This is a genomic window from Pseudomonas sp. GW822-FHT02G04 (genome assembly GCF_058802085.1).
This window is the reverse complement of record NZ_JBXANU010000004.1, coordinates 29,315-53,075: the sequence shown is the minus strand read 5'-3', so window position 1 is coordinate 53,075 and position 23,761 is coordinate 29,315. Positions and strand designations below refer to the sequence as shown.

Genomic DNA, 23,761 nt, shown 5'->3' with positions numbered 1-23,761 from the left:
TGAGTGTCAGTTCTGTGAGGTGCCGGCCAGGTGCTCGTGCCATTCCGGCGGCAAGCGTTGCTGCTGATTCAGGCCGGCCAGGCGCTGGCGTTGCGCCGGGCTGAGCAGGTCGAAGGCAATCACTCGGGGCAGCCCGGCGGACACCGTTCGTTCGGCGGCAAGCTGTTCGTCCAGCAGGTCGAGGGCCAGCTGGTTGAGGGTGACGCTGTGTCGTTGCGTCAGGCCGATCAGGCGTCGTATATCGAGCCCCATGCCCAGTGCCTTCAGCACCAATTGATGGAAGGCCCGTTCGCTGTAATGGCGCGATGGGTAAAGGGTGTCCAGGGCGAGGGCGGCGAACACCTGGCTGTTGCTGGTGCGTCCAGCCTGTAGCGCCAGCTCTACGCAGAGCCCACGGCTGTCGAGCCAGTCGAGGGCCTTCAAGGTGGCGATTTTTTCCTGATCGTCGCCCCACAGAAACAGCTGGCGCAGCAAGGGCAGTTGCCCGGCGAGGGGTTGTCGCTTCAGGACCTGAGACAGCAACAACGCCCGAGCCAATTGCACGTGGTTCCAGCCGGGGCTGTGGGGCACTGGTTGCTCCTTGAGGCTGCGCTTGCACTGGCTGCTCAGGAGCGCCGCAGTATTGGCGTCCGGGCGTTGGGCCAGCCGCTCCTGTGCCTGGCGCCACCACTGCAGCTCGGCGTCATCGAGCTGTTGGGTGAGGGCCTGGTGTTGTTCGGCAAGGCAGTCGTGGCGCATTTCGAGGGCCGCCGATGGCGGCGCAGTGACGTCCATGTTCATGTCGGTTTGATCCAGCGCTGGAAGTGTGGGAGCAGGAAAAACACCAGAACGCATAACAGGCTGCCCAGTGGCTGGTTGGCCACGGCCAGCACCAGGGCATCGAACAATGGCAGGGCGGCCAGGCCAGCGCCGATAAACGCGCGGACCTGCCGTTGCTGCGGGTTGGCCAAGTGCTGCCAGTAGTGCCATCCGAGCCAGCCAAGCCAGAGCAGCAGCACCGGCCAGAACCAGACGTTGTCGGAATAGATCGCCAGCGCCAGCGGGCTCAACATCAGCAGTAGAGGGAGGCGGCTGAGCAGTTGGTTGTCGTGTTCCTGACGAGCCAGGTAGGTCAGGCCGCTGATGTAGACGCCAAGCAAAATGGCGCAGAGCCAGATCGGCTCCGGCGGCACCGCGAGGCTGGCCGCCGCCGTGAGGTAGAGGGCTGAGCGGCAGGCGCCCATCAGCCAGACACTGTGGGCGTATTTCTTGTGCAGCAGGTTGTAGCCGAGAATGCAGCCCACCAACAGGGTGGCGCTACCCAGCAACCAGTGCGGCTGGTCGATCAGTCGGCTCAGGCCCAGTACCGAGGCTGCGGCCAGCATCAGCAACAGCGCAGTGGCCAGCCCCACTTGCTGGCGGCTGACCAGACCCAACGTGATCGGGCGGGGATTGTGGTGCTGTTGGTCCCAGTCGGCGTCCAGCAGGTCGTTCAATAACATACCGGCCAGATACAGCAGCGACAGCGCGGCCAACAGCAGGATCCACATCAGTGACGACGGCGGCGCCAGGGCACCGGCGCTGCTGGCGAGCAGGGCAGCGGCCAGGGTGTTGGTCCACACCGTGGGCAGGTTGGACACCCGGCCGAGGGTCATCCAGGTTTTCAGGTTCAGCGGTGTCTGGCTCATTGCGCGCAGCCCTCGCTGAGGGTGAGTGCCGGGTCGATGCGGGTGGACAGTCGTTGCAGCGCTTGCTCCATCCGCGCGGCATCGATTTCATGCAGGTCCACCGACTCGCCGATCCGGCTGAGCATGGGGATGGAGAGTTGCCCTCCCAGGTGCTGGCGGAACTCCTCCAGACCGAGCAGAACCAGCGAGCGTCCCTGTGCATCTTTCAAGGTCAGTTCCGGCGGGCACAGGCTGAAGCCGAGCTTGAGCAGCAGGTTCAGAACCCGTTCGGTGTCGGCATCGCTCAACAGCCCCAGCGCATTGGCATAGAGTCCATCCAGAGCCATGCCCACCGCCACGGCTTCACCGTGACGCAGCCGATGCTGACTGAGGTTTTCCAGTTTGTGCGCGGCCCAGTGTCCGTAATCCAGCGGCCGCCCGTTACCACGCTCGAAGGGGTCGCCGGCACCGGTGATATGCGCCAGGTGCAGTTCGGCACAGCGGCGAATGGCATAACGGCTGGCCGAGTGATCGAAGTGGGCGAGGGCGTCGGCCTGCTGCTCCATCCATTGGAAGAAGGCCTGGTCTTTGATCAGCGCCACTTTTACCGCCTCGGCCAGCCCGGCGATCTGGTCGCGGCGGGTCAGGCTGGTCAGCAGCTGGAAGTCGTTGATTACCGCGGTGGCGGGGTAGAAGGCGCCCAGCAGATTCTTCTGGCCGAAGGCATTGATGCCGTTTTTCACACCGATGCCGGCATCGTTCTGCGCCAGCACGGTGCTCGGGATGCGGATCAGGCGAATGCCGCGATGGAAGGTGGCGCAGGCGTAGCCCACCGCATCCAGTACCGCACCGCCACCCAGGGCCAGCACATAGCAATGCCGGTCCAGCCCATGCTGCAGCATGTCGCTGTAAAGCTGTTGCAACACCTGTGAATCCTTGCTCAGTTCTCCGGCCGGCACCGCAATCGGCGCGGCCTGCAAGTGCAGGTCCGCCGCATGCGCGGCAAAGTAGGTATCGATCTGATTCAGCAAGTGTGGAGCGCTTTTCAGCAGTTGCTCATCGGCGAACACCAGCACCGTCACCGGGCCTCTGTGCTGTGGGGTGAGCCGTGCGGTGAGCTGGCGGTGCAGACAAGGATTGGACGGCTCGAACAGGTGATCGGTGAACACCACCGGGTAGTCGTAACGGACCTCGAAGCGCCCGTGCAGGGGCTGCTCGGCGTTTTGCTTGCGCAAGGTCTTGAACAGACTGTACCCAGCGATAAACAACCCGGGCAACACCATGCTGGCGAGGAGAGTTACCAGCAGCGCGTTCTGCTCGACGAGGTAGGTGCCGATGGCGCTGTAGGTCAGTGCCAGGCCGGCATTGGCCAGGGTGGTGACCCACAAAAATGCACGCAGCGGATAACGTTGCATACCGGCGGCCACCACCGAGGTTTCCGCCAATACCGGCACGCCGCGCAGGCAGATCAACGACAGCGTGCCCAGCTTGTACGCCAGTTGCCCCGGCTGGCGCTGATGCAGGCCCAGGCGGCCGGACAGCAGACGAAAATAGCCCGCCCCCAGCGCATACCCCAGCCCGGCTCCAAGGCACAGCCCCACGAAAATCACCAGGTAGCCACCAACAGCGCCGAGCATGGCCACGGCCAGCAGCGCGACCATGCTCGACGGCACCGGCAGCACCACGTCCAGTGCGAGCAGGGCGATCAGCAGCAGTGCCAGGTTGAGTTTTTGGGTGGGGGTGGAGGGCAGGTACAGGTTGAGATGGGTCAGGAAGTCCTGGATCTGCTGTTCGAACAACAGAAAGCTGGCGATCACCAGGCCTGAGAAGCAAAGCAATGAAATCCAGAAATGACCGGCAGGCCCCCGTTGCGAGAACGCACGATACCCATGGCTGCGCTTCATCAAGCATCCCTCTTTATTGTTATGACTGATTCCGTGTCAGTAATTAAAAGCAGCGTCTGGTCGGTTTTAGATCAATAGACTCTCTCGCCTGAGGGGCTGGTTATGTACGGTTTGGTTACGCCTGTAGAGATAGTTCTGAACTTAGACGGTCGTGGTGTTTTTGCAAGGCGGCCTGATGGCGATCTGACTTTTTTCACCTGTGTAAACGCGACCGGTAGCAGCTGTCGAGCCTGCGAGGCTGCGTTCGGCTGCGCAGCAGTCGTAAAACCAGAACTGCGGTGCATCAGGCAAACCAGGTCAGTCGGATTCACGACGGCTTCGCCGCCGAACGCAGCCTCGCAAGCTCGGCAGCTGCTACAAAAAAGCGCGTCGCGGCTATCGATGCTCCTGAGTCGATGTTAAAAAATGTTATTTTAAAAAAATACTTCACATAATCTGTTCATTGGTGGATTATCTGCTCAACCAGTGTCAAGCGATCGTAGCTGCCATTGTGTTGGGCGATCCGCTGGTCATGCCGCCGGTGCCCATCTCTACATCACGGCCCGCCGCCTGCGCTTTGCCAGCGTGGAACAGGCTGTTGCTTCCCTCAGGAGTACCCCATGAATAACAAGAATGTCGGTGTTGTCGGTCTGGGCGCGATGGGGCTGGGCATTGCCCGCTCGCTGTTGCGCAGTGGTTTCAATGTGCATGCCTGTGATGTGCGTGCGCAGGTGACTGAACAGTTTGCCGGGGAGGGCGGTGTGGCGTGCGCTTCGCCCGCGCAGATGGCCGCGGCGTGCGACGTGATCATTACCGTGGTGGTGAATGCCGAGCAGACCGAAACCGTATTGTTTGGCGAGGGTGGCGCCGTCGCTGCGTTGCGCCCTGGCAGCCTGGTGATCGGTTGCGCCACCGTGGCCCCGACCTACGCCGTCGACTTGGGTCAGCGCCTGACCGCCCAAGGCTTGCTGTATCTGGATGCGCCGATTTCCGGTGGCGCGGCCAAGGCGGCTGCCGGTGAAATGACCATGATGACGTCCGGCCCGGCCGACGCTTACGCCAAGGCCGAAGCGGTACTGGCGGGCATGGCCGGTAAGGTTTATCGCCTGGGTGACAGCCATGGCCTGGGTTCCAAGGTCAAGATCATCAACCAGCTGCTCGCCGGGGTACACATCGCGGCCTCTGCCGAAGCCATGGCGCTGGGCCTGCGTGAAGGGGTCGATGCCGACGCGCTTTACGAAGTGATCACCCACAGCGCCGGCAATTCCTGGATGTTCGAAAACCGCGTGCCGCACATTCTCAAGGCCGATTACACGCCGCTCTCCGCGGTGGATATTTTCGTCAAGGACCTGGGCCTGGTACTGGATACCGCGCGGGCCAGCAAATTCCCGCTGCCGCTGTCGGCCACTGCCCACCAGATGTTCATGCAGGCCTCCAGTGCAGGCTTCGGGCGTGAAGATGACTCGGCGGTGATCAAGATTTTCCCTGGCATCGAGCTGCCGACTGCCAAGACCGAGCCTGTTTGAGGAACGCACCATGAGCACAACCACTGCACGCCCATTGCTGGGCTGCATCGCCGACGATTTCACCGGTGCCACGGACCTTGCCAACATGCTGGTGCGCGGCGGTATGCGCACCGTGCAAAGCATCGGCATTCCGAGCAGCGAAGTGGCGGCCGGGCTTGATGCCGATGCGATCGTCATCGCCCTGAAGTCGCGCACCATTCCAGTCGCCGAAGCGGTCGAGCAGTCCCTCGCCGCGCTGGCCTGGTTGCGTGAACAAGGCTGCGAGCAGATTTTCTTCAAGTACTGCTCGACGTTCGATTCCACCGGGGCCGGCAATATCGGCCAGGTCAGCGAAGCACTGCTGGCGGCGCTGGGCGGCGACTTCACCCTGGCGTGCCCGGCGTTCCCGGAGAATGGCCGGACGATCTTTCGCGGTCACTTGTTCGTGCAGGATCAACTGCTCAGCGAGTCAGGCATGCAGCATCACCCGCTGACGCCGATGACCGATGCCAATCTGGTGCGGGTGCTGCAATCGCAGACCCGTCTGAACGTCGGCCTGTTGCGTTACGACACCATTGCCCAAGGGGCCGAAAAGGTACGCGGGCGCATCGCCGAACTGCGGGCTGAAGGTGTCGGCATGGCGATTGCCGACGCCTTGTCGGACCAGGATCTGTACACCCTCGGCACTGCTTGCGCCGACTTGCCATTGCTGACTGGCGGTTCGGGACTGGCCCTGGGCTTGCCGGAAAACTTCCGTCGCGCCGGTAAGTTGCGCGACCTCGACGCCTCGAAACTCCCGGCGGTGGCTGGCGGTGAAGTGGTGTTGGCCGGCAGCGCTTCGATCGCCACCAATGGCCAAGTCGCGGCCTGGCTCGAAGCTGGTCGACCCGCGCTGCGGATTGATCCGTTGGCCCTGGCGGCCGGTGAACCGGTGGTTGCCCAGGCCCTGGCCTTCGCCAAGGGCAATGAACAAACCGTATTGATCTACGCCACCAGCACCCCGGATGAAGTGAAGGCGGTGCAACAGCAACTCGGCGTCGAACGGGCCGGTACCTTGGTGGAGAATGCCTTGGGTGAGATCGCTCAGGGCCTGCGCCAGAGCGGCGTACGGCGCTTCGTGATCGCCGGCGGTGAAACCTCGGGCGCGGTGGTTCAGGCGCTGGGAGTGCAACTGCTGCAGATCGGCGCGCAGATTGATCCGGGTGTGCCGGCAACGGTCAGCAGCACCGATGAGCCTCTGGCCCTGGCGCTCAAATCAGGCAACTTCGGTGGTCGGGATTTCTTCAGCAAAGCGCTGAAGCAACTGGCCCAGACCGGAGGTGCGCAATGAGTAATGAAAACGCCCTGCGCGAAGAAATCTGCGATGTTGGCCGCAGCCTGTATGAGCGCGGTTACACCGTCGGCAGCGCTGGCAATATCAGCGCACGGCTGGATGACGGCTGGTTGATCACGCCGACCGATGTCTGCCTCGGCCGCCTCGATCCGGCGACCATCGCCAAGGTCAATCTGGCTGGCGAATGGGTGTCCGGTGACAAGCCGTCGAAGACATTGGCGCTGCATCGTCAGGTCTACGACCGCAACCCGAGTGTCGGTGGCGTGGTGCATACCCATTCCACTCATCTGGTGGCGTTGACCCTGGCGGGTGTCTGGCAACCGAACGACATCCTGCCGCCACTGACGCCGTATCAGGTGATGAAAGTCGGGCATATCCCGTTGATCAGCTACCAGCGTCCCGGCTCGCCAAAGGTTGCCGAACAGGTCGCACAACTGGCCAACAGTGTTCGCGGCGTGATGCTCGAACGGCTGGGCCCGGTGGTCTGGGAGAGTTCGGTATCCAGGGCCAGTTACGCCCTGGAAGAACTCGAAGAAACCGCGCGGTTGTGGCTGATGAGCAATCCCAAGCCCGAACCGCTCGATCAGGCAGCACTGGACGAGCTGCGAGCGGCCTTCGGCGTGCACTGGTAGTGCGCTGAAGCTTTTTAACACGATAGAACACGAAAGACCGATAAAGCAGGCCTTGTCCGGGAGCCGCGCAGCGACTTCCCACGACCCCGGCTTGCCTGAAAAATACAATAACAAGAGGACATCCAGGCATGACTCACCTTCACTGCGGCATTTTCGGACCCGGTTGCAGCACCCTTGTGTTCACCCGGCGCGGAGGGCTTGTGAAATGAGCCCGTTAATCCTGATGGTTACCGCGGGGCTAGGGATCGCTCTGTTGTTGTTTTTAGTGCTCAAGTACAAGTTCCAGCCGTTCGTGGCGTTGATGCTGGTGAGCATTCTGGTGGCGCTGGTGGCCGGGGTGAAACCGGCCGATCTGGTCGCCACCATCGAAGGCGGCATGGGCAAAACGTTGGGCCACATCGCGATCATCATTGCCCTGGGCGCGATGATCGGGCGGATCATCGAACTCTCCGGCGGTGCCGAGGAACTGGCCAAAACGTTGATGGCCCGTTTCGGCAATCGACGCACGCCGCTGGCGCTGACGATTGCCGGGTTCATGGTCGGGGTGCCGGTGTTCTTCGAGGTCGGCGTGATCATCCTGATGCCGCTGGCCTATGGCGTCGCTCGCAGTGCGCGCAAGCCGCTGTTGGTGTTCGCGCTGCCGATGTGCGCTGCGTTGCTGACCGTACACGCCTTCCTGCCGCCACACCCGGGCGCGGTGGCCGCTGCCAGTCAGTTGGGCGCCGACCTTGGCCGCGTGCTGATGTTCGGTCTGCCGATCACAGCGTTCCTCTGCTATGTCGGCTACCGCGTGGCCGGGCGCATGACCCGTCGGGTGTACCCGATGACCGACGACATCCGCGCCGAAGTCTATGGCCCGCATGTCACCAACGAAGACCTGGTCGCCTGGGCCAATGGCAACGGCAAGAGCGCTGAACGAGCCGCCGTGGCCGCGTCGCACATGGGCCTGGAAGAAGCCACCAGCGCTATCGTTTCCAAGTTGCCGCCGGCCCCCGCGCCGGGCTTTGGTCTGATTGTCAGCCTGATTCTGTTGCCGATCATTCTGATCCTGCTGGGGACGCTGTCCACCTCGTTGCTGCCGGCCGACTCGACCCTGCGCGGCATCATGACCGTGCTCGGTGCGCCGCTGGTGGCGTTGCTGATCGATACCTTGCTGTGTGCCTGGTTGCTGGGTTCGCGTCGGGGCTGGAGCCGTACCCAGGTGTCTGACGTGATCGGCTCGGCGTTGCCTGGCGTGGCCATGGTGATTCTGATTGCCGGCGCCGGCGGTGTGTTCGGCAAGGTGCTGGTGGATACCGGGATCGGCGCGGTGGTCTCCGATTTGCTGCGCACCACCGGTCTGCCGGTGCTCGCGCTGGGCTTTCTGCTGACCATGCTGTTGCGTGCGGTTCAGGGCTCGACCACGGTGGCGCTGGTGACCACCGCCGGCATCATCAGCCCGCTGATCGCGACCCTCAACCTCACGGCGAATCACATGGCACTGTTGTGCCTGGCCATGGGCGGTGGCGGGTTGGCCATGTCCCACATCAATGACGCCGGTTACTGGATCTTCACCAAACTGTCCGGGCTGAACGTGGCCGACGGCCTGCGCACCTGGACCGTGCTGACCACCTTGCTCGGCACGTTGGGATTCGGTATTACCTTGCTGATCTGGCCGTTTGTGTAACCCACTGTCGACCTGTTGGAGCATGGCTTGCCGGCGAAGGCGTCCTTGACTTCACCGGCAAGCCCCCCTGTCCACAAGCTCGGTGCCTACAAGAAAGCCATTTATAGGAGCTACCATGCCTCGTTTTGCTGCCAACCTCAGCATGCTCTACCCGGAACATGAGTTTCTGGATCGCTTCGCCGCCGCTGCCGCCGATGGTTTTGAAGCGGTGGAATACCTGTTCCCCTACGACTACAGCGCCCAGGAACTCAAACAACGCCTGAGCGACAACGGCCTGGTACAGGCGCTGTTCAACGCCCCGCCCGGCGATTGGACGGCGGGCGAGCGGGGCACGGTGTCGTTGCCGGGCCGGGAGAGTGAATTTCGCAGCGGTTTCGATCGCGCGCTGGAATACGCGGCGGTGCTGGGCAACTCGCGTATCCATGTGATGGCCGGGCTGCTGCCGTCGGAAAGCGATCGCCCGCGGCATCACGGCGTGTACCTGGAGAACCTGGCCTACGCCACCGCGCAGGCCGCCAAGGTCGGAGTCACCGTGCTGCTGGAACCGATCAACACGCGCGACATGCCAGGCTTTTTCCTCAACCGCCAGGATCAGGCCCAGGCCATCTGCAAGGAAGTGGGCGCCAGTAACCTGAAGGTTCAGTTCGATTGCTACCATTGCCAGATCGTCGAAGGTGACCTGGCGACTAAACTGCGTCGGGACTTCGCCGGCATCGGTCATATCCAGATCGCTGGCGTGCCGGATCGACACGAGCCGGACCTGGGCGAAGTCAACTATCCCTATCTGTTCGAGCTGATCGACCAGTTGGGTTATGACGGCTGGGTAGGGTGCGAATACCGGCCCCGTGGCAACACGTCGGCCGGCTTGCAGTGGCTGCGGGACTGGAAGGCGCGCTAACGCCTTACAGGTTGTTATCGGAGGGCAACAGCAGTTCGACACCCTGCTTGCGGATGCTATCGGCCGCGGCAGGGGTCAGTGCGTCGTCGCTGAGAATAATGTCGAACTGCTCGAGCCCGGCGATCCGGTACATGCTGAATGTGCCGTACTTCGAACTGCTGGCCACCAGCACCACTTGCGAGGCCGATTGCATCGCGACTTGCTTGACCTCCACCTTCAGCGCCGACGGCGTGGTGAGGCCGCGACGCAAATCCCAGGAGCTGGTGGAGATGAAGGCGATATCGGTGACGATCTGGCGCAATGTCGCCACCGCCAGACCGCCCACGCACGACTGGTTCGAATGATCCAGCTGCCCGCCGGTGTGAATCACTGTGACATGGGGGGCATCGATCAGCGCCTGGACAATCCCGAAGTCGTTGGTCACCACGGTCATTCCCGACAGCGCCTTGATGTACGGGACGATCTCCAGCGTGCTGGTCCCCGCATCCAGATAAATCGTCATGTCGGCATGCAACAGCCGCGCGGCCATCTTGGCCATCGCCTGCTTCTGCGGCAACTCGACCACTGCCTTGAACTGATGACTGGGCTCGCTGTGGAGCTGGCTGGCGATTCGCACGCCGCCGGTGACCGAGTAAGCACGGCCTTCCTGTTCAAGCAGCGCGATATCGCGGCGGATGGTCATGTGCGAGCAGTCGAACATTTCCATCAACTGATGAACGCTCAGCACCTGATGCTTGCGCAACTGGCGCAGCATCAATTCACGGCGCTGTTCAGGAATCATCGGTGCGCCGCTGTCGGCGGCGATGTCCTTTTGACTAGGCATTCAGGCTCCAGAATGAAGAAATCCACAGACAAGGAAAGCGGGACCCACATAGTAGCGAATCTACAGTAAAGGAACGAGTTGTTGCGGATCACTGTTCCGGTGGCGGTAGCCTCAATCCAGATCCCGGCGGATAGCGTCCAGGCGTTCGTCGAGCAATGGGGTGAGGAGGGTGTAGCACTGCGCCGGGGTGATGGACACAGTCGTTGTGCCGATCAGGCAGCGTTGCAGTTGTTCGAGCGCAGTGTGCAGCGAACGGGGGGCATGCTTGAGCAAGCGTTCGTGCAGGTACTGCAATTGAATCAGCATTTCCAACGGGCAACTTCGATGGGCGGCGGCGCGTACCGACAGCCCGCGCAGTCGTCCCAACTCTTCAAGCTCCCAGCAGCGCGCGGCAATGCTGGGGGGCGCCAGGCTGAGCGCACAGCGTTGCAGTTCGAGGTGCTGGATGGCGCCAAGCAGGTCTTGCAGCAAGCGGCAATGACCATCGAAATCTGCCGGGTCGCGGCGCAACGCATTCCAGGCCTGGCACTGTGCGGAATAAGGCCACTCCCTCCAGCGTTGGTCGAGCGCGTGCCCCAATGCCTGGCAACGTTGTTGCGCCTCGCGGGTGACTTGTCCGCCGAGACCACGATGCTGCTGCAGACCTTGCAGCAGGTCGAGACCCAGCAACAGCGCCTGTCTTAGTCCCGTGTCTCCCTGTGGCTGATGGACTCGTCGGGATGGCCCGCCTTCGGATGCTGTGGCAAGTGCTGGATTCATGGGCGGCTTCCGACGGTGAGCTGGTTGAGATAACGGGTCAGATCGTGCAACGCATTGGTTTGCGTGCTCTGTTCCTGCACCGCGCCATTGACCTGTTGCAACTGTTCGCTGAGGGCATGATTGGCTAGCTGATGCTCGCTGAGCGCCTGTTGCATGGCGCCGAGGTGTTGCAGATTGATCTGACTATGTTGCGCCAGGTCGTCGAGGTTGGCGGCGAGCTGCTCGCTCTGTTCACTCCCGGCTGCCAGCAGATCGCGGTGTTCCTTGACCTCGCCATCCACCTGGCGCACGGCCATGGCGATCGCCGTCGCGGCGCTGGTGATTTCGTGGGTCGCCCGGTCGGTGGCCTGGGCCAGGCTGCGGACCTCATCGGCGACCACGGCGAAACCGCGCCCGTGCTCGCCGGCGCGGGCCGCCTCGATGGAGGCATTGAGCGCCAGCAACTGGGTCTGTTTGGCCAATGCCTGAATGCTGTTGACCGTGCTTTCCACGGCGGTCGTGCGTTGCAGCAACGCTTCCACGGCATGTGCGGTGCTGCCCAGGCGGTGCTGAATGGCGCGCATGCTGTCACCCACTGAGCGCGCCTCCAGGCAACCGGTTTCGCTCTGGGTGTGAGCGTTGGCGAAGGCTGTCAGCGCGTCCTTGGCCAAGGCATCGATGCTGTGCAGGGTCTGATCGATCTGTTCGCTGGCGGCGGCAATCATGGCAATGCGTTGGCTCTGTTCCGCTCCTTGGTCGCGGGTCTGTTGAGCCATCTGCTCCAGGGCACGGCTGGCGAACTGTACTTCGCTGCGCAAGCGTTCGTTGTTGCGCAGTTGCATGCTGGCGGCCACCAGCAATGTCGCGGGGTCGGCATCCCGGGAGCTGCGCAGCAGTTGTGCCAGTTCGGTGTCCCAGAATGTCTGCAGATGGCGTTGATGACGCTCGCGCAGCTGCCAGGCACCTCCCAGATAAAGGACGCCGGGTATCAGGGCCAATGCGCTTGCAGGCTGTTCGGCCAGTGCGAGAGCGCAGGCGCCGAGGGCCAATCCGAGCGGTAGCCAGAAGCCGATCCTGCTGCGTTCGAGCAGGGCTCTGCCAGGTTCGAACAAGGCTTTGGCGAATGATGTGCCGGCCGGGTGCGATTTGCCGCCATCGCTGCGCCGATGAACGATGGCATGACCCGGTGGGTGCATTCCTTGAGCGGACATGAGGATTTCCTTCTGATGCCGGGATGAAAGCAAAAACGGCGCACGCTCTCCTGCCGCAATGGGCAGGGGAGCGGACGCCGTTGTCCGAGATGTTTGCCAAACCATCGTTGTTGATGGCTCAAGCCTGATCAAAAGCCTAAGCAAGTTGTTTGCCAGCCTTTGCGCTCGACAGCGGATCAGCCTGTCGCCCCTGCGGTGGAAGGAGAATTGCATCCGATGGCTACAGGGCTGCGAAGGCAGAACCGGCGAGCAACGCACCAGTCGCGGGAATGGCAGAGCCGCCGTGCTCTGTTCTGGGTCGAGTAAGTCAAGACGCATAACCTGTAGGAGCGAGGCTTGCCCGCGAAGAATGCACCGCGGTTTTTCAGGTGTTACGCGTCATCGTTCTTCGCGGGCAAGTCGGATCGCCGCACCGCTCGCTCCTACAGGATTTTCGTCGCAAGTTAGTTCATGATTTTCTGAACTAACTATTTGCTGCAGCCTATTCAATCGCTTGTCGCCGTAGCCTTAGGATTCGTCACACGGGACCGCAGCCATCAGAGCAGCGGCCCGCAGCAACTTCTTTCGACTGCCCAGTAACGCCAGCCCAAACAGTGGGTGGCCTGACGCAGCCGAGAGGAATGCATGAAGCTAGAAATTTTCCGCACGTTATGGGGCTATACCGCCAGCAAGGCACAGGCCCTGGATGAACTGCTCGCCGCCGGCTTCGATGGCCTCGAAGCGCGCCTGCCACTACAGGCTGATGAGCGTGGCGAGTTCAGCGCTTTCCTGCGCAGCAATCAGGTTCCCTACATCTGCACACTGTTCAGTGCCTACGATGTATTGCCCGACCAGAACGCCACGCCCCTCCAACACTTGGCTGACATTGATCGCAAACTGGGCTGGGCCTCGGAGCTGATCCCACGTTTCGTCAACCTGTTGGCAGGCAACGACCGCTGGCCGCTGGCACAGCAGGTCGAGTTTTTCGGCCAGGCCATGGAACTGGCCGCCAGGCACGGGGTTTTCTGCAGTTTCGAGACGCATCGCGCCCGTTCCCTTTACAGCCCTTGGGTGACCCTGGAGCTGATCCGCCAACTGCCGGGCCTGCGTTTCACCAGTGACATCAGCCATTGGGTGGTGTGCTGTGAGCGACTGCTGGACGATCCGGCCGACGATCTTTCGGCCTTCGTCGAACGCGTGCATCACATTCAGGCTCGGGTCGGCTACGACCAAGGCCCGCAAGTCCCCCATCCCGCCGCCCCGGAATATGCCCGTGAATTGGCGTTCCATCAGCGCCACTGGGAGGCCGTCTGGACCTCTCAGCGCCAACGTGGCTACCCGGTCAGCACCTTGACCCCGGAGTTCGGTGCCGACGGTTATCTGCATCACTTGCCCTTCACCAACATGCCGGTGGCCGACCTCTGGACCTTGAACCAGTGGATGGCCCGGACCGAGCGCGAACACTTTGACCGTTTCACCCGTGAAGGAGCCCGCCATGAGTAATACCTCGCCAACCCAGGCCAACTTCAACAGTATCCCGGTGGTGAACATCGCCGGACTCTTCAGCATCGAACTGGAGCATCGCCTGGCCGTGGCCGAGCAACTGGGCCGCGCCGCCAGCGATGTGGGCTTTCTGTACATCACCGGGCACGGCATCGATCCGGCGCTGATCGAGGGGCTGCGCCAGGCGGCCAGGGATTATTTTGCGCAACCGCTGGAAGCCAAGATGCGCCACTACATCGGCGCCTCGCAAAGCCACAAGGGCTTCGTGCCCGAAGGAGAGGAGGTGTATTCCAAGGGCAAGCCGGATCACAAAGAAGCTTTCGATATCGGCTTCGAAGTGTCAGTGGATGACCCGCTGTTCCTCAACCGAACGCCGCTGCTGGGGCCGAACCACTGGCCCGAGGTGCCGGGCTTCCAGAGCGCGGTACAAAACTACTATCAGGCGGTGTTCGCGCTAGGCCGCCGGCTGTTCGATGGCTTCGCCTTGGCCCTGGGGCTGGAGGAGGGCTACTTCGACGCGCTGGTGACTCGCCCGCCCTCCAAGTTGCGGCTGATTCATTATCCGTTCGACGCCGATGTCGTCGACGCTCCGGGCATCGGCGCGCATACCGACTACGAGTGCTTCACCATCCTGCACGCCGATCAGCCGGGGCTGGAGGTGCTCAATGATCAGGGGCAGTGGATCGACGCACCGCCACTACCCGATGCGTTCGTGGTGAACATCGGCGACATGCTGGAAGTCATGACCGCAGGTGCCTTTGTGGCCACTGCCCATCGGGTGCGCAAGGTCGCCCAGGAGCGCTACAGCTTCCCGCTGTTCTACGCCTGCGACTATCACACGCTGATCAAGCCGTTGCCGGCATTCGCCAGGGATGACCGGGATTACGAGGCGCTGGCGATTGGCGAACACATGTGGAGCCAGGCCTTGCAGACCTACCAGTACCTGCGCAAACGCGTGGAGAACGGCGAGCTTGAGCTGCCATCCCGGGCCCGAAAGCCATCAAGCTTCGGCCACCTGAAGAACACCACCCCTCATTCCTAAAAAAACAACCAACGGAGCTTCCCACGATGAAAAGCCACTACGCCCTGACCAAACTGAGCCTGCTCGCCGCCGGCCTGTTCTGCGCCAACGCCGCCTTCGCCAGCACCGCGACCCCCGGTGTATTGAAGGTCGGTATGGAAATCACCTACCCGCCGTTCGAGTCCTACGACGCCGACAAGAATGTGGTCGGTTCCGACCCTGAATTGGCGCACTCCCTGGCCAAGGCCATGAGCGTCAAGGCCAACTTCGTCGACACCAAGTTTCCCAATCTGATCAACGGCCTCAACGCCGGGCATTACGACGCGATCATTTCCGGCATGTACATCACCCCCGAGCGCCAGCTCCAGGCCCGCACCATCGCCTACGCCAACACCGGCGCCGCGATCATGGTGCCCAAGGGCAGTGAGTTGAGCCCACAGGTTCCCGAGGACTTGTGCGGCCTGAAGATCGGCCTGGAGCAGGGCACCACCTGGGTCGCCAAGTTCAACCAGTTGTCCAGCGACTACTGCGTGCCGAACAACAAAGGCGCGATCACCGTCAACGAATACCCCTCGGCCCCTGAAGTGACACAAGCGCTGCTGTCGAAAAACATTCAGGCCCAGGTGGAAATCGCCGGCGCCGCGCACATGATCGCCCAGCGCACCAACGGGCGGGTCGTGGTCAGTTCGCAGAAGCTGGTTTATCCGCAGACCTTGGGCATCTACGTGAAGAAAGACGCCGACGCTACTTATCAGGCGCTGGTCAAGGCGCTGGCCGACAGCAAGGCCAACGGTGAGTACGCCGCCATTCTCAAAAAATACGACTTGGAACCGGTCTCCGAGTAATGGCTGAAACCGCGCCCTCGGTCGAGGGCGCGGCGAGCACGAGGTGTCTATGCAATTCGACTGGTCTTACTTTATTTCGCTGTTCTCCAAGACTGACTTCTGGGCGGCGAGCCTGACCGTCATCGAACTGAGCGCCCTGGCCTGGTTCCTGGGGATGTTGCTGGGCTTCGTTCTGGCGTCAGCCAAGCTGTCCGGCTCGTCCTGGCTGCGTCTACCGGCGGCACTCTATATCTGGTTCTTTCGCAGTATTCCGCTGCTGGTGCTGGTGGTCTTCATCTACAACCTGCCGCAGTTGCTGCCCGGTGCCGGGCTGGTGCTGTCGGTACCGTTCTATTCCGGCCTGTTGGCGCTGGTGGTCACTGAGGCCGCCTACATGGCTGAAATTCATCGTGGCGGGCTGATCTCGGTCGCCAAGGGCCAGAAGGAAGCCGGCCGCGCCCTGGGTATCGGCCTGTTCGGCCTGCAACGGCTGATTGTGATTCCCCAGGCATTTCGTATCTCACTGCCGACCTTGATCAACGAATACATCACGGTGGTCAAACTGACTTCGTTGATCTCGGTGATTTCATTGACCGAACTGTTGACCGTCGGCCAGCGCCTGTATGCGCAGAACTTCCTGGTGATGGAAACCCTGGCCGCGGTGGGCGTGTACTACGTGCTGATCGTCACGCTGTTCGGCTTTGCCCTGCAGCGTCTGGAACGCTACCTGGACCTCAACCTGCGGACACCACAAACCCTCGACAGCGCCTCGGCACAAGTGTTGCGTGACAGTCTGGCGCCTGTTCTATCGAGCAAGCTCAAGCCGCCATCCAAAGGCGCCGCACCGGCGCTGCAACTGCAGGGCGTGCACAAACGCTACGGCGATCATCATGTGCTCAAGGGCATCGACCTGAAGGTGCAAAGTGGCCAGGTGATTTCGATCATCGGCCCGTCCGGCTCCGGCAAGACCTCGCTGATTCGTACGGTCAATGGCCTGGAGCGCATCGATCAGGGCGAAATCCTGTTGTTCGGGGAGGGCTTCATCAATGCCGGGGACAAACCGGATAGCCGCCGGATTCGTCAGGGCGTACGGCGTATCGGCATGGTGTTCCAGAACTTCAACCTGTTCCCGCACCGCACATTGCTGGACAACATCAGCCTTGCTCCCCGTTATCACGGTGTCGGTCGCGCACTGAGCGAACAACGCGCCTGCCAACTACTCGACAAGGTCGGCCTGTTGGCACACGTCCACAAATATCCGCATCAACTGTCCGGCGGCCAACAACAGCGCGTGGCAATTGCCCGGGCCATGGCCATGGACCCGGACATCCTGCTGTTCGACGAACCGACCTCAGCGCTGGATCCGGAGCTGGTCGGCGAGGTACTCACGGTCATCAGCCACCTGGCCCGCGAAGGCATGACCCTGCTGATTGTCACCCACGAGATGGACTTTGCCCTGTCGATTTCCGACCGGGTGATCTTCATGGAAAACGGCCACATTCAGCTGGACGCGTCACCAGATGCGATCCGCGAGAAGCCCGAGGCTCATAGAGTGCGGCGCTTCATGGGGTTGCAGGCGCCAGAGGAGGAGCGATGCCTGCCTTGAATGCATTTAGCTGTGCGCCATCAGAATTCACCCGTTGGATCGGCCGCACATCCCTCGCTGCTGCGTTGCGTTATGGCGACGAATAGCGCCTTTGTATGCGCGCCAGGGTGCCGTCATCGCGAAGCGTTTCAACCGCCTTGCGCAAGTCTTGCACCAGTTGGGCGGAGCACTGCTTCGAGCAGGCCAGGTAGAGTTCCGCTCTGCTCATGACGGGGCTCATGTGCAGTGTGTGCTCAGACACCTTCGGCCAGATGTATAGACTCTCCGGGACACCGTTGAACCAGGCATCGATGCGACCTTTCAAGAGCATCTGCGCGGGGTTGTCGCCAATGGTCAGCGGGTGGATCTGCTCGTCGCTGAAGCCTTGTGCACGGAGGATTTCCTCCTGCGCACTGCCCAGGCCGACGCCGATCGCCCGGTAGGTTTGCTTCGCTTGTTCGAAGCTGTTCACCGGCCGGCCAAGGCTGAAAAAAGCGCGCTCCATGGGCATGATCGGCGCGATCCAGGTGAAGTGATCCTCACGCTCCGGCGTGCGTGACAAGGGCGCGATCAGGATGTCCTGCTTCTCGCTGACGTGTTTCTGCGATCTGGCCCAGGGAAGCACATGGACATGCGCGACATAGCCGGCGTTGGCAATGGCAGTCAGCACGGCTTCACCGACCATGCCGTGGCCTTTGGAGCCATCGACGAACGTCAGGGGCGGAGCGTCCGGGATATACAGCTCGAGCGGCAAGGGCGCGCCACTTGCGTGAAAGGCAATCAGCAGTGAGACCGACAGGCAGAACTTGAAAAGCGTCTTTGAGGTCGCGCTCATGATTGATCGTTCAGGCATTGAAAGTAGGGTGGAGCCACAATTCACCAGTGGTGTTGAGAACAGGGATGATGAGTCTGTTTTTGTATTGGAACCAGTATAAACACGGTATTTTACGCAGACTTTGCGGCGCGACACATCCTCCCCCAAGTGAAGGTGTCATGCGCCAGAGCTTCAAAATGTGGGAGCGAGAGTCAGTGCCCGCCCACCACCATATGGCTGAACGGCGCCACATACGCCTGCAACGTCACCAGCCCGCCGACCAGAATCGCCAGCACTACGGAGTGGAAAAACACGTAGCGCAGGATTTCCCCTTCATGGCCGTACCAACGGGTGGCGGTGGACGCGACCACAATCGACTGGGCGTCGACCATCTTGCCCATGACCCCGCCGGAGCTGTTCGCGGCGGCCATCAGCACCGGGCTCAGGCCCAGTTGTTCGGAGGTCACTCGTTGCAAGCCGCCGAACAGCACGTTGGAGGCGGTGTCCGAGCCGGTCAGGGCCACGCCGAGCCAGCCGAGCAGGGTGCCGAACATCGGATAGAAAATGCCCGTTGCGGCGAACGCCAGGCCCATGGTGGCGTCGAGGCCCGAGTAGCGGGTGAGAAAACCCAGGGCGAGCATCGCCACAATGGTGGTGAGCGAATAGCGCACTACCCACAGCGTTCGCAGGTAATGGTGCAGCAGTTGCGGGATGGAATAACCCATCAGCAGCCCGCCGAGGATCGCCGCGAGCAAGATGCCGCTACCGGTGCTGGTGAACCAGGTGAACTTGTAGATCGCGTCCTCGGTTTTCGGTGCGGGCACCACAGGTGGGACTTTCTCGATCTGTTGATGAATCGTGGTGAAGGTCACGGTCGGGGCAAAGATCGGGTTGGCCTCGCGCATCGGTTTGCCCTGAGGATCAAGCCTGGCCGAGTGAGTTTGCGGATCCATGGCCGGGCGGGTATCGAACAGGTTCTTGAAGCTCTGGGTGCCCCAGGCAAACACGAACACCGTGAGGATGATCCACGGCATCCATGCGCGCATCACGGCGGGTTTTACATCGCTGGCAAAGGTCGCGCTGGCGACGGGTTTTTTGTCATGTTCTTCGGCTATTCTGGAGTGGTCGACTCGCCCAGACAGGGCGGCCGAGGTATGCACCGTGGCCGGCTTCCAGACCCTGAGGAAACCGGTCAGGCAGGCCATGGAAATCAGCGCAGCGATCACGTCCACCAGCATCGGCCCGTGGTAGTTGGACACCAGGAACTGCGGTATGGCGAAGCTGACGCCAGCAACCAGAATCGCCGGCCAGATTTCCAGCATCTTGCGCCATCCGGCGAAGGCCCAGATCAGCCAGAACGGCACGATCACCGAGAAGAACGGCAACTGCCGACCGACCATCATCGACAGCTCCATTTCATCCAGCCCGGTCACTTTGGCCAGGGTAATGACGGGCGTGCCCAGAGCGCCGAACGCCACGGGCGCGGTATTGGCGATCAACGCCAGGCCAGACGCGGCCAGGGGCGAAAAACCCAGCCCGATCAAAATGGCCCCGGTTACCGCCACGGGAGTGCCGAAACCGGCGGCCCCTTCGAAGAAAGCACCGAAGCAGAAGGCAATCAGCAGCAATTGCAGACGTCGGTCGTCGGTGATGCGCGCCAGGGAGTCTTGCAGCACTTTGAACGAGCCATTCTCGGTGGTCAGCCGATGCAGGAAAATAATGTTGAGCACGATCCAGCCAATCGGCAACAGACCGTTGGCGGCGCCGAAAAGTGCGGCCGAGCCCGCCATGTTCGCGGGCATGCCGAAGGCGAAAATCGCGATCAGCAGCGCCGAGCCCAAGGCCAACAACGCCGCCAGATGCGCCTTGATGTGGAAAAACGCCAGGGAAACCAGCATCACCACCACCGGCACCGCCGCCATGAGGGTTGATAGCACCGGGTTACCGAAGGGGTCGTAGATTTGCTGCCAGACCATTTTCCACCTCTGCTTTTTATTGTGGGTAGCGCGGGGAAGGTGGCTTGAGTATAGGTGGCATTAGGCTGATGGCTTGGAAGGGGGCTCGCTTTGAACAGGCTGCTTTGCCGTCGGTAACGTGAATGAAAAAGCCCGGTTGGATGCTCAATGCTGTTCACTTAAACGCACTCCCAGTCATGCCTACCTTTGTGGCGAGCGAGCTTGCTCGCGCTGGGCTGCGTAGCGGCCCCAAAAATCTGACAACCATTGCCGATTTTTGTGAGTGCTACGCACTCAAGCGGGAGCAAGCTCCCTCGCCACAGGTTTCTCTGACTCAAGACTCTCTTGGGTGAACGGCATTGCGGTCGGATGCCGGGCTTTAGGGGGAGTTTTTAAAGGCAAAAAAAGAGCCTCAAAGCTCTTTGATGGGGAGGAAGTAGAGCCCAGAGGCTCAAGATGCGCATGAAACAAGTGGTGGGCTTATTGGGGTTCAGTTCACCCACCACCTACGCAACGGCCTAAACCTCCAACCGCTGCGTACCATTATCGTAGGAAGCCGTGGTTTAGCACTCAAGTACCATTAGTCTGCTGCCCCCGGCCAGCCTGGTTGCAGTTGAGTCAACGTCAAAAGATCGCAGCCTGCGGCGGCGCCCACAGGCGCGTAGGAGCTGCCGAAGGCTGCGATCTTTTGATCTTCAATTACCCCTGTCTAAACACCAACGCCTTCAACCCGCACTCAACATCGGCATCGGGAAACTCCGGCGGATTCTCCAACCGCTGCTCAAATCGCAGGCTCGGCGCTTCGCGGGTAACGCCATCGATGAGGAAATCTGCGCCAAAGGCCGGATCGTTCATGCAGGCCAACACCGTACCCTGAGGGCTGAGCAACTCCGGCAGACGGCGCAGCACACGCTGATAATCCTTGGTCAGCAGAAAACTGCCTTTCTGAAAGGACGGCGGGTCGATGATCACCAGATCGTAAGGGCCGCTATTGATCACTTTGCCCCAGGACTTGAACAGATCGTGGCCGAGAAAACTCACCTTGCTCAGGTCATGGCCGTTGAGCCGATGATTGTCGCGACCACGGCTCAGGGCCGCGCGAGACATGTCCAGGTTGACCACATGCGCAGCGCCTCCCGCAATGGCGGCCACTGAAAACCCGCAGGTATAGGCGAACAGGTTCAGCACCCGCTTGCCGTCAGCATTGGCCCGCACCCAATCGCGGCCGTAGCGCATGTCGAGAAACAGGCCGGTATTCTGTTTGCGGCCCAGGTCCACGCGATACTGCAGGCCGCCCTCGGTGATCGTCATTTCCTCGATCGGCTCCCCGAGCAGCCATTCGGTGGTGCTTTCCTGCAGATAGCGATGTTGCAGCAGTAAGGTATGCGCGCCGGAGGTTTTCCACGCAGGCGCCTGCGTGATCGCCATCAGTCGCTGCTTCAAATCGTCCAGTTGCGACGCTTGCGGCTCCTTGAACACGCAGACCAGCACTACGCCCTGGAGCCAATCGACGGTCAATTGCTCCAGCCCCGGCCAGCAACGCCCACGGCCGTGGAACAGCCGACGGGTTTCTGCGGGGGCGGCCGCAAGCGCTGTCAGCAAATGGTCATGGAGGATGGAGAGGGCGTCTGGATTCATCAGGCAAGGTCGGCAAAGTAGAAGGGGCGGCATTTTAACCACAATTACGCGCTGACAAACGGTCGTGTTTGTCGGCCTGAACAGAGAATGTCCAAGACACCTGTATCAAAAATGAATTTCTGCGAACGCCGCTGCTCATACCTGAATAGGAGGCGGATTTGAGCCCGCGTAACCATTGACACAATCAGGGAGTGGCACAGTGATGAGTCCAGTATCGGCGGCGGGCGAGCATTTGTCTGACGGTTTGATTCTTGTGGTTGAAGACGACCCGTTGATCCTCGAGTTTCTTTGCGAAATTCTTCAGGAGGAAGGCTTTGCGGTTGAACCACAGATCAGCGCGGATGCCGCGTCGCAGTATCTGGAGCAGCACGCGCCGGAGGTGGGGCTGTTGCTGACGGACATCACCATGCCGGGAAAACTCAATGGCGCGGACCTGGCCAATCTGTTCGGTGACCGTTGGCCGGATAAACCGATCATGGTCATGTCCGGTTTCGAAACCCCGAAAAGCTCCGGGGTCAAGCATCCGGTTTCGTTCATCAAGAAACCCTGGGCGGTGGGGCAGTTGCTCGATTGTGTGCAAAACGCCTTGCACTCGACCCGAACCGTGTAGGAGCTGCCGCAGGCTGCGATCTTTTGACTTTGCTTTTAAAAGCGAAGATCAAAAGATCGCAGCCTGCGGCAGCTCCTACGTGGGTGATGTACATTGCTTGAAAATCCTCGTCTGGTTCTGGAAATCGCCCTTTGTCCCAAGCATCCGTTTACAATGCTCCGTTTCGCGCCTTCCTGTTCGATATGGACGGCACCGTCCTCAACTCCATCGCCGCCGCCGAGCGGATCTGGACAACCTGGGCCGTGCGCCACGGCGTCGATGTCGAAACCTTCCTGCCGACCATCCATGGCGTTCGCGCCATCGACACCATCAATCGCCTGGCGTTGCCCGGGGTGGATGCCGAAGCTGAAGCGGCGTGGATCACCGAGGCGGAAATCGATGATGTGGAGGGAATTGTCGAGGTGTCCGGCGCGGCGAGTTTCCTCAAGTCGCTGCCCGTCAACCAATGGGCCATCGTCACCTCTGCGCCGCGGGCGCTGGCCTTGCGTCGAATGGCCGCGGCCGGTATTCCCGAGCCTGGCGTGATGGTTACCGCCGAAGACGTCAGCGCCGGCAAACCCGACCCTGCGGGCTATCGGCTGGCGGCTCGTCGACTGCAGGTGGACCCAGCCGAGTGCCTGATCTTCGAAGACGCCGACGTCGGTATTCGCGCAGGCGAAGCGGCGGGTGCCAACGTCATGGTCATCACCGCGACCCACGTTCATCCCCTTCAGACCCGGCACGCCACATTGGCCAGTTATGACTCGGTCACGAGCCATGTGGATGCCAATAACCTGATCCGTCTGCATTTTTTGTAATCGGCACGGGCCTGATGTGGCCAGTTCAGTAAATCCCCGGAATCAATCGCCAGCTACGGGCGCAATAAGCCTCGTATTCGCTGCCGAACTGCGTGCGTAACAGCGCTTCTTCGGCGTGAATGCGGGCGATCAGCGGTATCAACATTAGCACCACCAGCAGCAATCCGACGCCGGAACGAAAGGCCAGCGCCCAGCCCACGCCGTTGATCAGCAGCCCCAGATAACTGGGGTTGCGCAACTTCCGATAAATCCCGTCGGTGACCAGGCGGTGTCCTGGCTGAATCGCCACTAATCCGCTGAAGCGCTTGCCCAGTACAAACACCGGCCACATCCGCAACGCGCCGCCGCCAATGAACAGCAGCGCGCCCAGCCAACGTACGCCCTCGCCACCGAAGGTCCAGAAGTCGATCCGGTCGGTATAAGCTGGCAGATAGCCACTCAACAACCCGAGCACCCCGAAAACCGGCAGCACCCAGCGATTGGTCCGGTCTTCACGTTCGCCGGGGCTCAAATTGCCCTCACTGAACAACGACACGATCGTCATCACCAGGGTTGCCAGCGCAATGACCACCAGCGGTGGATGCGAGAAAAACGCCGCCAACCCGCCCAGCCCGAACACCGCGAGAGCGAGGTAGGCAAGGGTGGTGACGAGGGTGAAAAACGCGAGTTTGGCCGAGATTTTCATGACGGACATCGCAAA

The 23,761-nt window shown here is 61.4% G+C and carries 21 protein-coding genes; 11 read left to right on the top strand and 10 right to left on the bottom strand.

Annotated elements, in window-relative coordinates:
* Positions 1-6: 6 nt before the first annotated feature.
* The 3 genes from AC1RO5_RS07150 to AC1RO5_RS07140 are packed head-to-tail and all read right to left on the bottom strand — an operon-like array spanning position 7 to position 3,550.
* Entirely contained in the window at positions 7-780 is a 774-nt protein-coding gene (locus AC1RO5_RS07150) for an EboA domain-containing protein (protein WP_493173946.1), read from the bottom strand.
* Positions 777-1,667 carry a UbiA family prenyltransferase gene (locus tag AC1RO5_RS07145; RefSeq protein ID WP_493173943.1) on the bottom strand — a complete coding sequence of 297 codons (891 nt, stop codon included), beginning with the start codon at positions 1,665-1,667 and terminating at the stop codon, positions 777-779. Before AC1RO5_RS07145 ends, AC1RO5_RS07150 begins: the two co-directional genes overlap by 4 nt.
* Positions 1,664-3,550, bottom strand: a complete 1,887-nt coding sequence (locus tag AC1RO5_RS07140; RefSeq protein WP_493173941.1) for a 3-dehydroquinate synthase — start codon at positions 3,548-3,550, stop codon at positions 1,664-1,666. The genes AC1RO5_RS07145 and AC1RO5_RS07140 overlap by 4 nt, the downstream gene beginning before the upstream one ends.
* Before the next feature lie 599 nt (positions 3,551-4,149).
* Here AC1RO5_RS07140 and ltnD point away from each other — a divergent pair.
* The 5 genes from ltnD (at position 4,150) to otnI (ending at position 9,563) form a co-directional block, all read left to right on the top strand.
* Positions 4,150-5,055 (top strand): L-threonate dehydrogenase, encoded by a 906-nt coding sequence (ltnD, locus tag AC1RO5_RS07135; protein WP_493173938.1) that lies wholly within the window; start codon positions 4,150-4,152, stop codon positions 5,053-5,055.
* Between the two features lie 10 nt (positions 5,056-5,065).
* Positions 5,066-6,364 (top strand): 3-oxo-tetronate kinase, encoded by a 1,299-nt coding sequence (gene otnK / locus AC1RO5_RS07130; protein WP_493173936.1) that lies wholly within the window; start codon positions 5,066-5,068, stop codon positions 6,362-6,364.
* Positions 6,361-6,999, top strand: a complete 639-nt coding sequence (otnC, locus tag AC1RO5_RS07125; protein ID WP_007941469.1) for a 3-oxo-tetronate 4-phosphate decarboxylase — start codon at positions 6,361-6,363, stop codon at positions 6,997-6,999. Before otnK ends, otnC begins: the two co-directional genes overlap by 4 nt.
* Before the next feature lie 205 nt (positions 7,000-7,204).
* On the top strand, positions 7,205-8,665 hold the full coding sequence (locus AC1RO5_RS07120; RefSeq protein ID WP_493173931.1) for a GntT/GntP/DsdX family permease: 1,461 nt from the start codon (positions 7,205-7,207) through the stop codon (positions 8,663-8,665).
* A 115-nt stretch (positions 8,666-8,780) separates the two neighbouring features.
* A complete protein-coding gene (gene otnI / locus AC1RO5_RS07115; protein WP_493173929.1) occupies positions 8,781-9,563 on the top strand; it encodes a 2-oxo-tetronate isomerase in 783 nt (260 codons plus the stop codon).
* A gap of 4 nt (positions 9,564-9,567) precedes the next feature.
* Here otnI and AC1RO5_RS07110 read toward each other — a convergent pair whose 3' ends face one another.
* The 3 genes from AC1RO5_RS07110 to AC1RO5_RS07100 form a co-directional block, all read right to left on the bottom strand.
* On the bottom strand, positions 9,568-10,386 hold the full coding sequence (locus AC1RO5_RS07110; protein ID WP_493173926.1) for a DeoR/GlpR family DNA-binding transcription regulator: 819 nt from the start codon (positions 10,384-10,386) through the stop codon (positions 9,568-9,570).
* A gap of 111 nt (positions 10,387-10,497) precedes the next feature.
* Positions 10,498-11,055: a hypothetical protein gene (locus AC1RO5_RS07105; RefSeq protein WP_493174450.1), complete on the bottom strand. Its 558-nt coding sequence runs from the start codon at positions 11,053-11,055 to the stop codon at positions 10,498-10,500.
* 86 nt (positions 11,056-11,141) lie between these two features.
* Complete coding sequence (locus tag AC1RO5_RS07100) at positions 11,142-11,708, bottom strand: methyl-accepting chemotaxis protein (RefSeq protein WP_493174448.1); 567 nt, start codon at positions 11,706-11,708, stop codon at positions 11,142-11,144.
* Between the two features lie 1,251 nt (positions 11,709-12,959).
* Between AC1RO5_RS07100 and AC1RO5_RS07095 the strand changes: the two genes are divergently transcribed.
* The 4 genes from AC1RO5_RS07095 to AC1RO5_RS07080 are packed head-to-tail and all read left to right on the top strand — an operon-like array spanning position 12,960 to position 17,268.
* Positions 12,960-13,817: a sugar phosphate isomerase/epimerase family protein gene (locus AC1RO5_RS07095; protein WP_493173924.1), complete on the top strand. Its 858-nt coding sequence runs from the start codon at positions 12,960-12,962 to the stop codon at positions 13,815-13,817.
* A complete protein-coding gene (locus AC1RO5_RS07090) occupies positions 13,810-14,859 on the top strand; it encodes an isopenicillin N synthase family dioxygenase (RefSeq protein ID WP_493173922.1) in 1,050 nt (349 codons plus the stop codon). Before AC1RO5_RS07095 ends, AC1RO5_RS07090 begins: the two co-directional genes overlap by 8 nt.
* 26 nt (positions 14,860-14,885) lie before the next feature.
* Positions 14,886-15,683 (top strand): transporter substrate-binding domain-containing protein, encoded by a 798-nt coding sequence (locus AC1RO5_RS07085; RefSeq protein ID WP_007941479.1) that lies wholly within the window; start codon positions 14,886-14,888, stop codon positions 15,681-15,683.
* Positions 15,684-15,732: 49 nt separating this feature from the next.
* Entirely contained in the window at positions 15,733-17,268 is a 1,536-nt protein-coding gene (locus AC1RO5_RS07080; protein ID WP_493173920.1) for an amino acid ABC transporter permease/ATP-binding protein, read from the top strand.
* Positions 17,269-17,338: 70 nt separating this feature from the next.
* Here the strand turns inward: AC1RO5_RS07080 and AC1RO5_RS07075 are convergent, their stop codons facing one another.
* The 3 genes from AC1RO5_RS07075 to AC1RO5_RS07065 all read right to left on the bottom strand — a co-directional run bounded on the left by AC1RO5_RS07075 (position 17,339) and on the right by AC1RO5_RS07065 (position 21,654).
* Positions 17,339-18,082, bottom strand: coding sequence for a substrate-binding periplasmic protein (locus AC1RO5_RS07075; protein ID WP_493173918.1), 744 nt, complete (start codon positions 18,080-18,082; stop codon positions 17,339-17,341).
* Positions 18,083-18,273: 191 nt separating this feature from the next.
* Complete coding sequence (locus AC1RO5_RS07070) at positions 18,274-20,037, bottom strand: L-lactate permease (protein WP_493173916.1); 1,764 nt, start codon at positions 20,035-20,037, stop codon at positions 18,274-18,276.
* A 678-nt stretch (positions 20,038-20,715) separates the two neighbouring features.
* Entirely contained in the window at positions 20,716-21,654 is a 939-nt protein-coding gene (locus AC1RO5_RS07065; protein WP_493173913.1) for a class I SAM-dependent methyltransferase, read from the bottom strand.
* 202 nt (positions 21,655-21,856) lie between these two features.
* On the opposite strand from AC1RO5_RS07065, the gene AC1RO5_RS07060 reads away from it, so the two are divergent.
* A complete protein-coding gene (locus tag AC1RO5_RS07060; RefSeq protein WP_493173911.1) occupies positions 21,857-22,264 on the top strand; it encodes a response regulator in 408 nt (135 codons plus the stop codon).
* A gap of 131 nt (positions 22,265-22,395) precedes the next feature.
* On the top strand, positions 22,396-23,061 hold the full coding sequence (locus tag AC1RO5_RS07055; protein ID WP_493173909.1) for an HAD-IA family hydrolase: 666 nt from the start codon (positions 22,396-22,398) through the stop codon (positions 23,059-23,061).
* 25 nt (positions 23,062-23,086) lie between these two features.
* Here the strand turns inward: AC1RO5_RS07055 and AC1RO5_RS07050 are convergent, their stop codons facing one another.
* Positions 23,087-23,746 (bottom strand): methyltransferase family protein, encoded by a 660-nt coding sequence (locus AC1RO5_RS07050; protein ID WP_493174446.1) that lies wholly within the window; start codon positions 23,744-23,746, stop codon positions 23,087-23,089.
* Positions 23,747-23,761 lie beyond the last annotated feature (15 nt).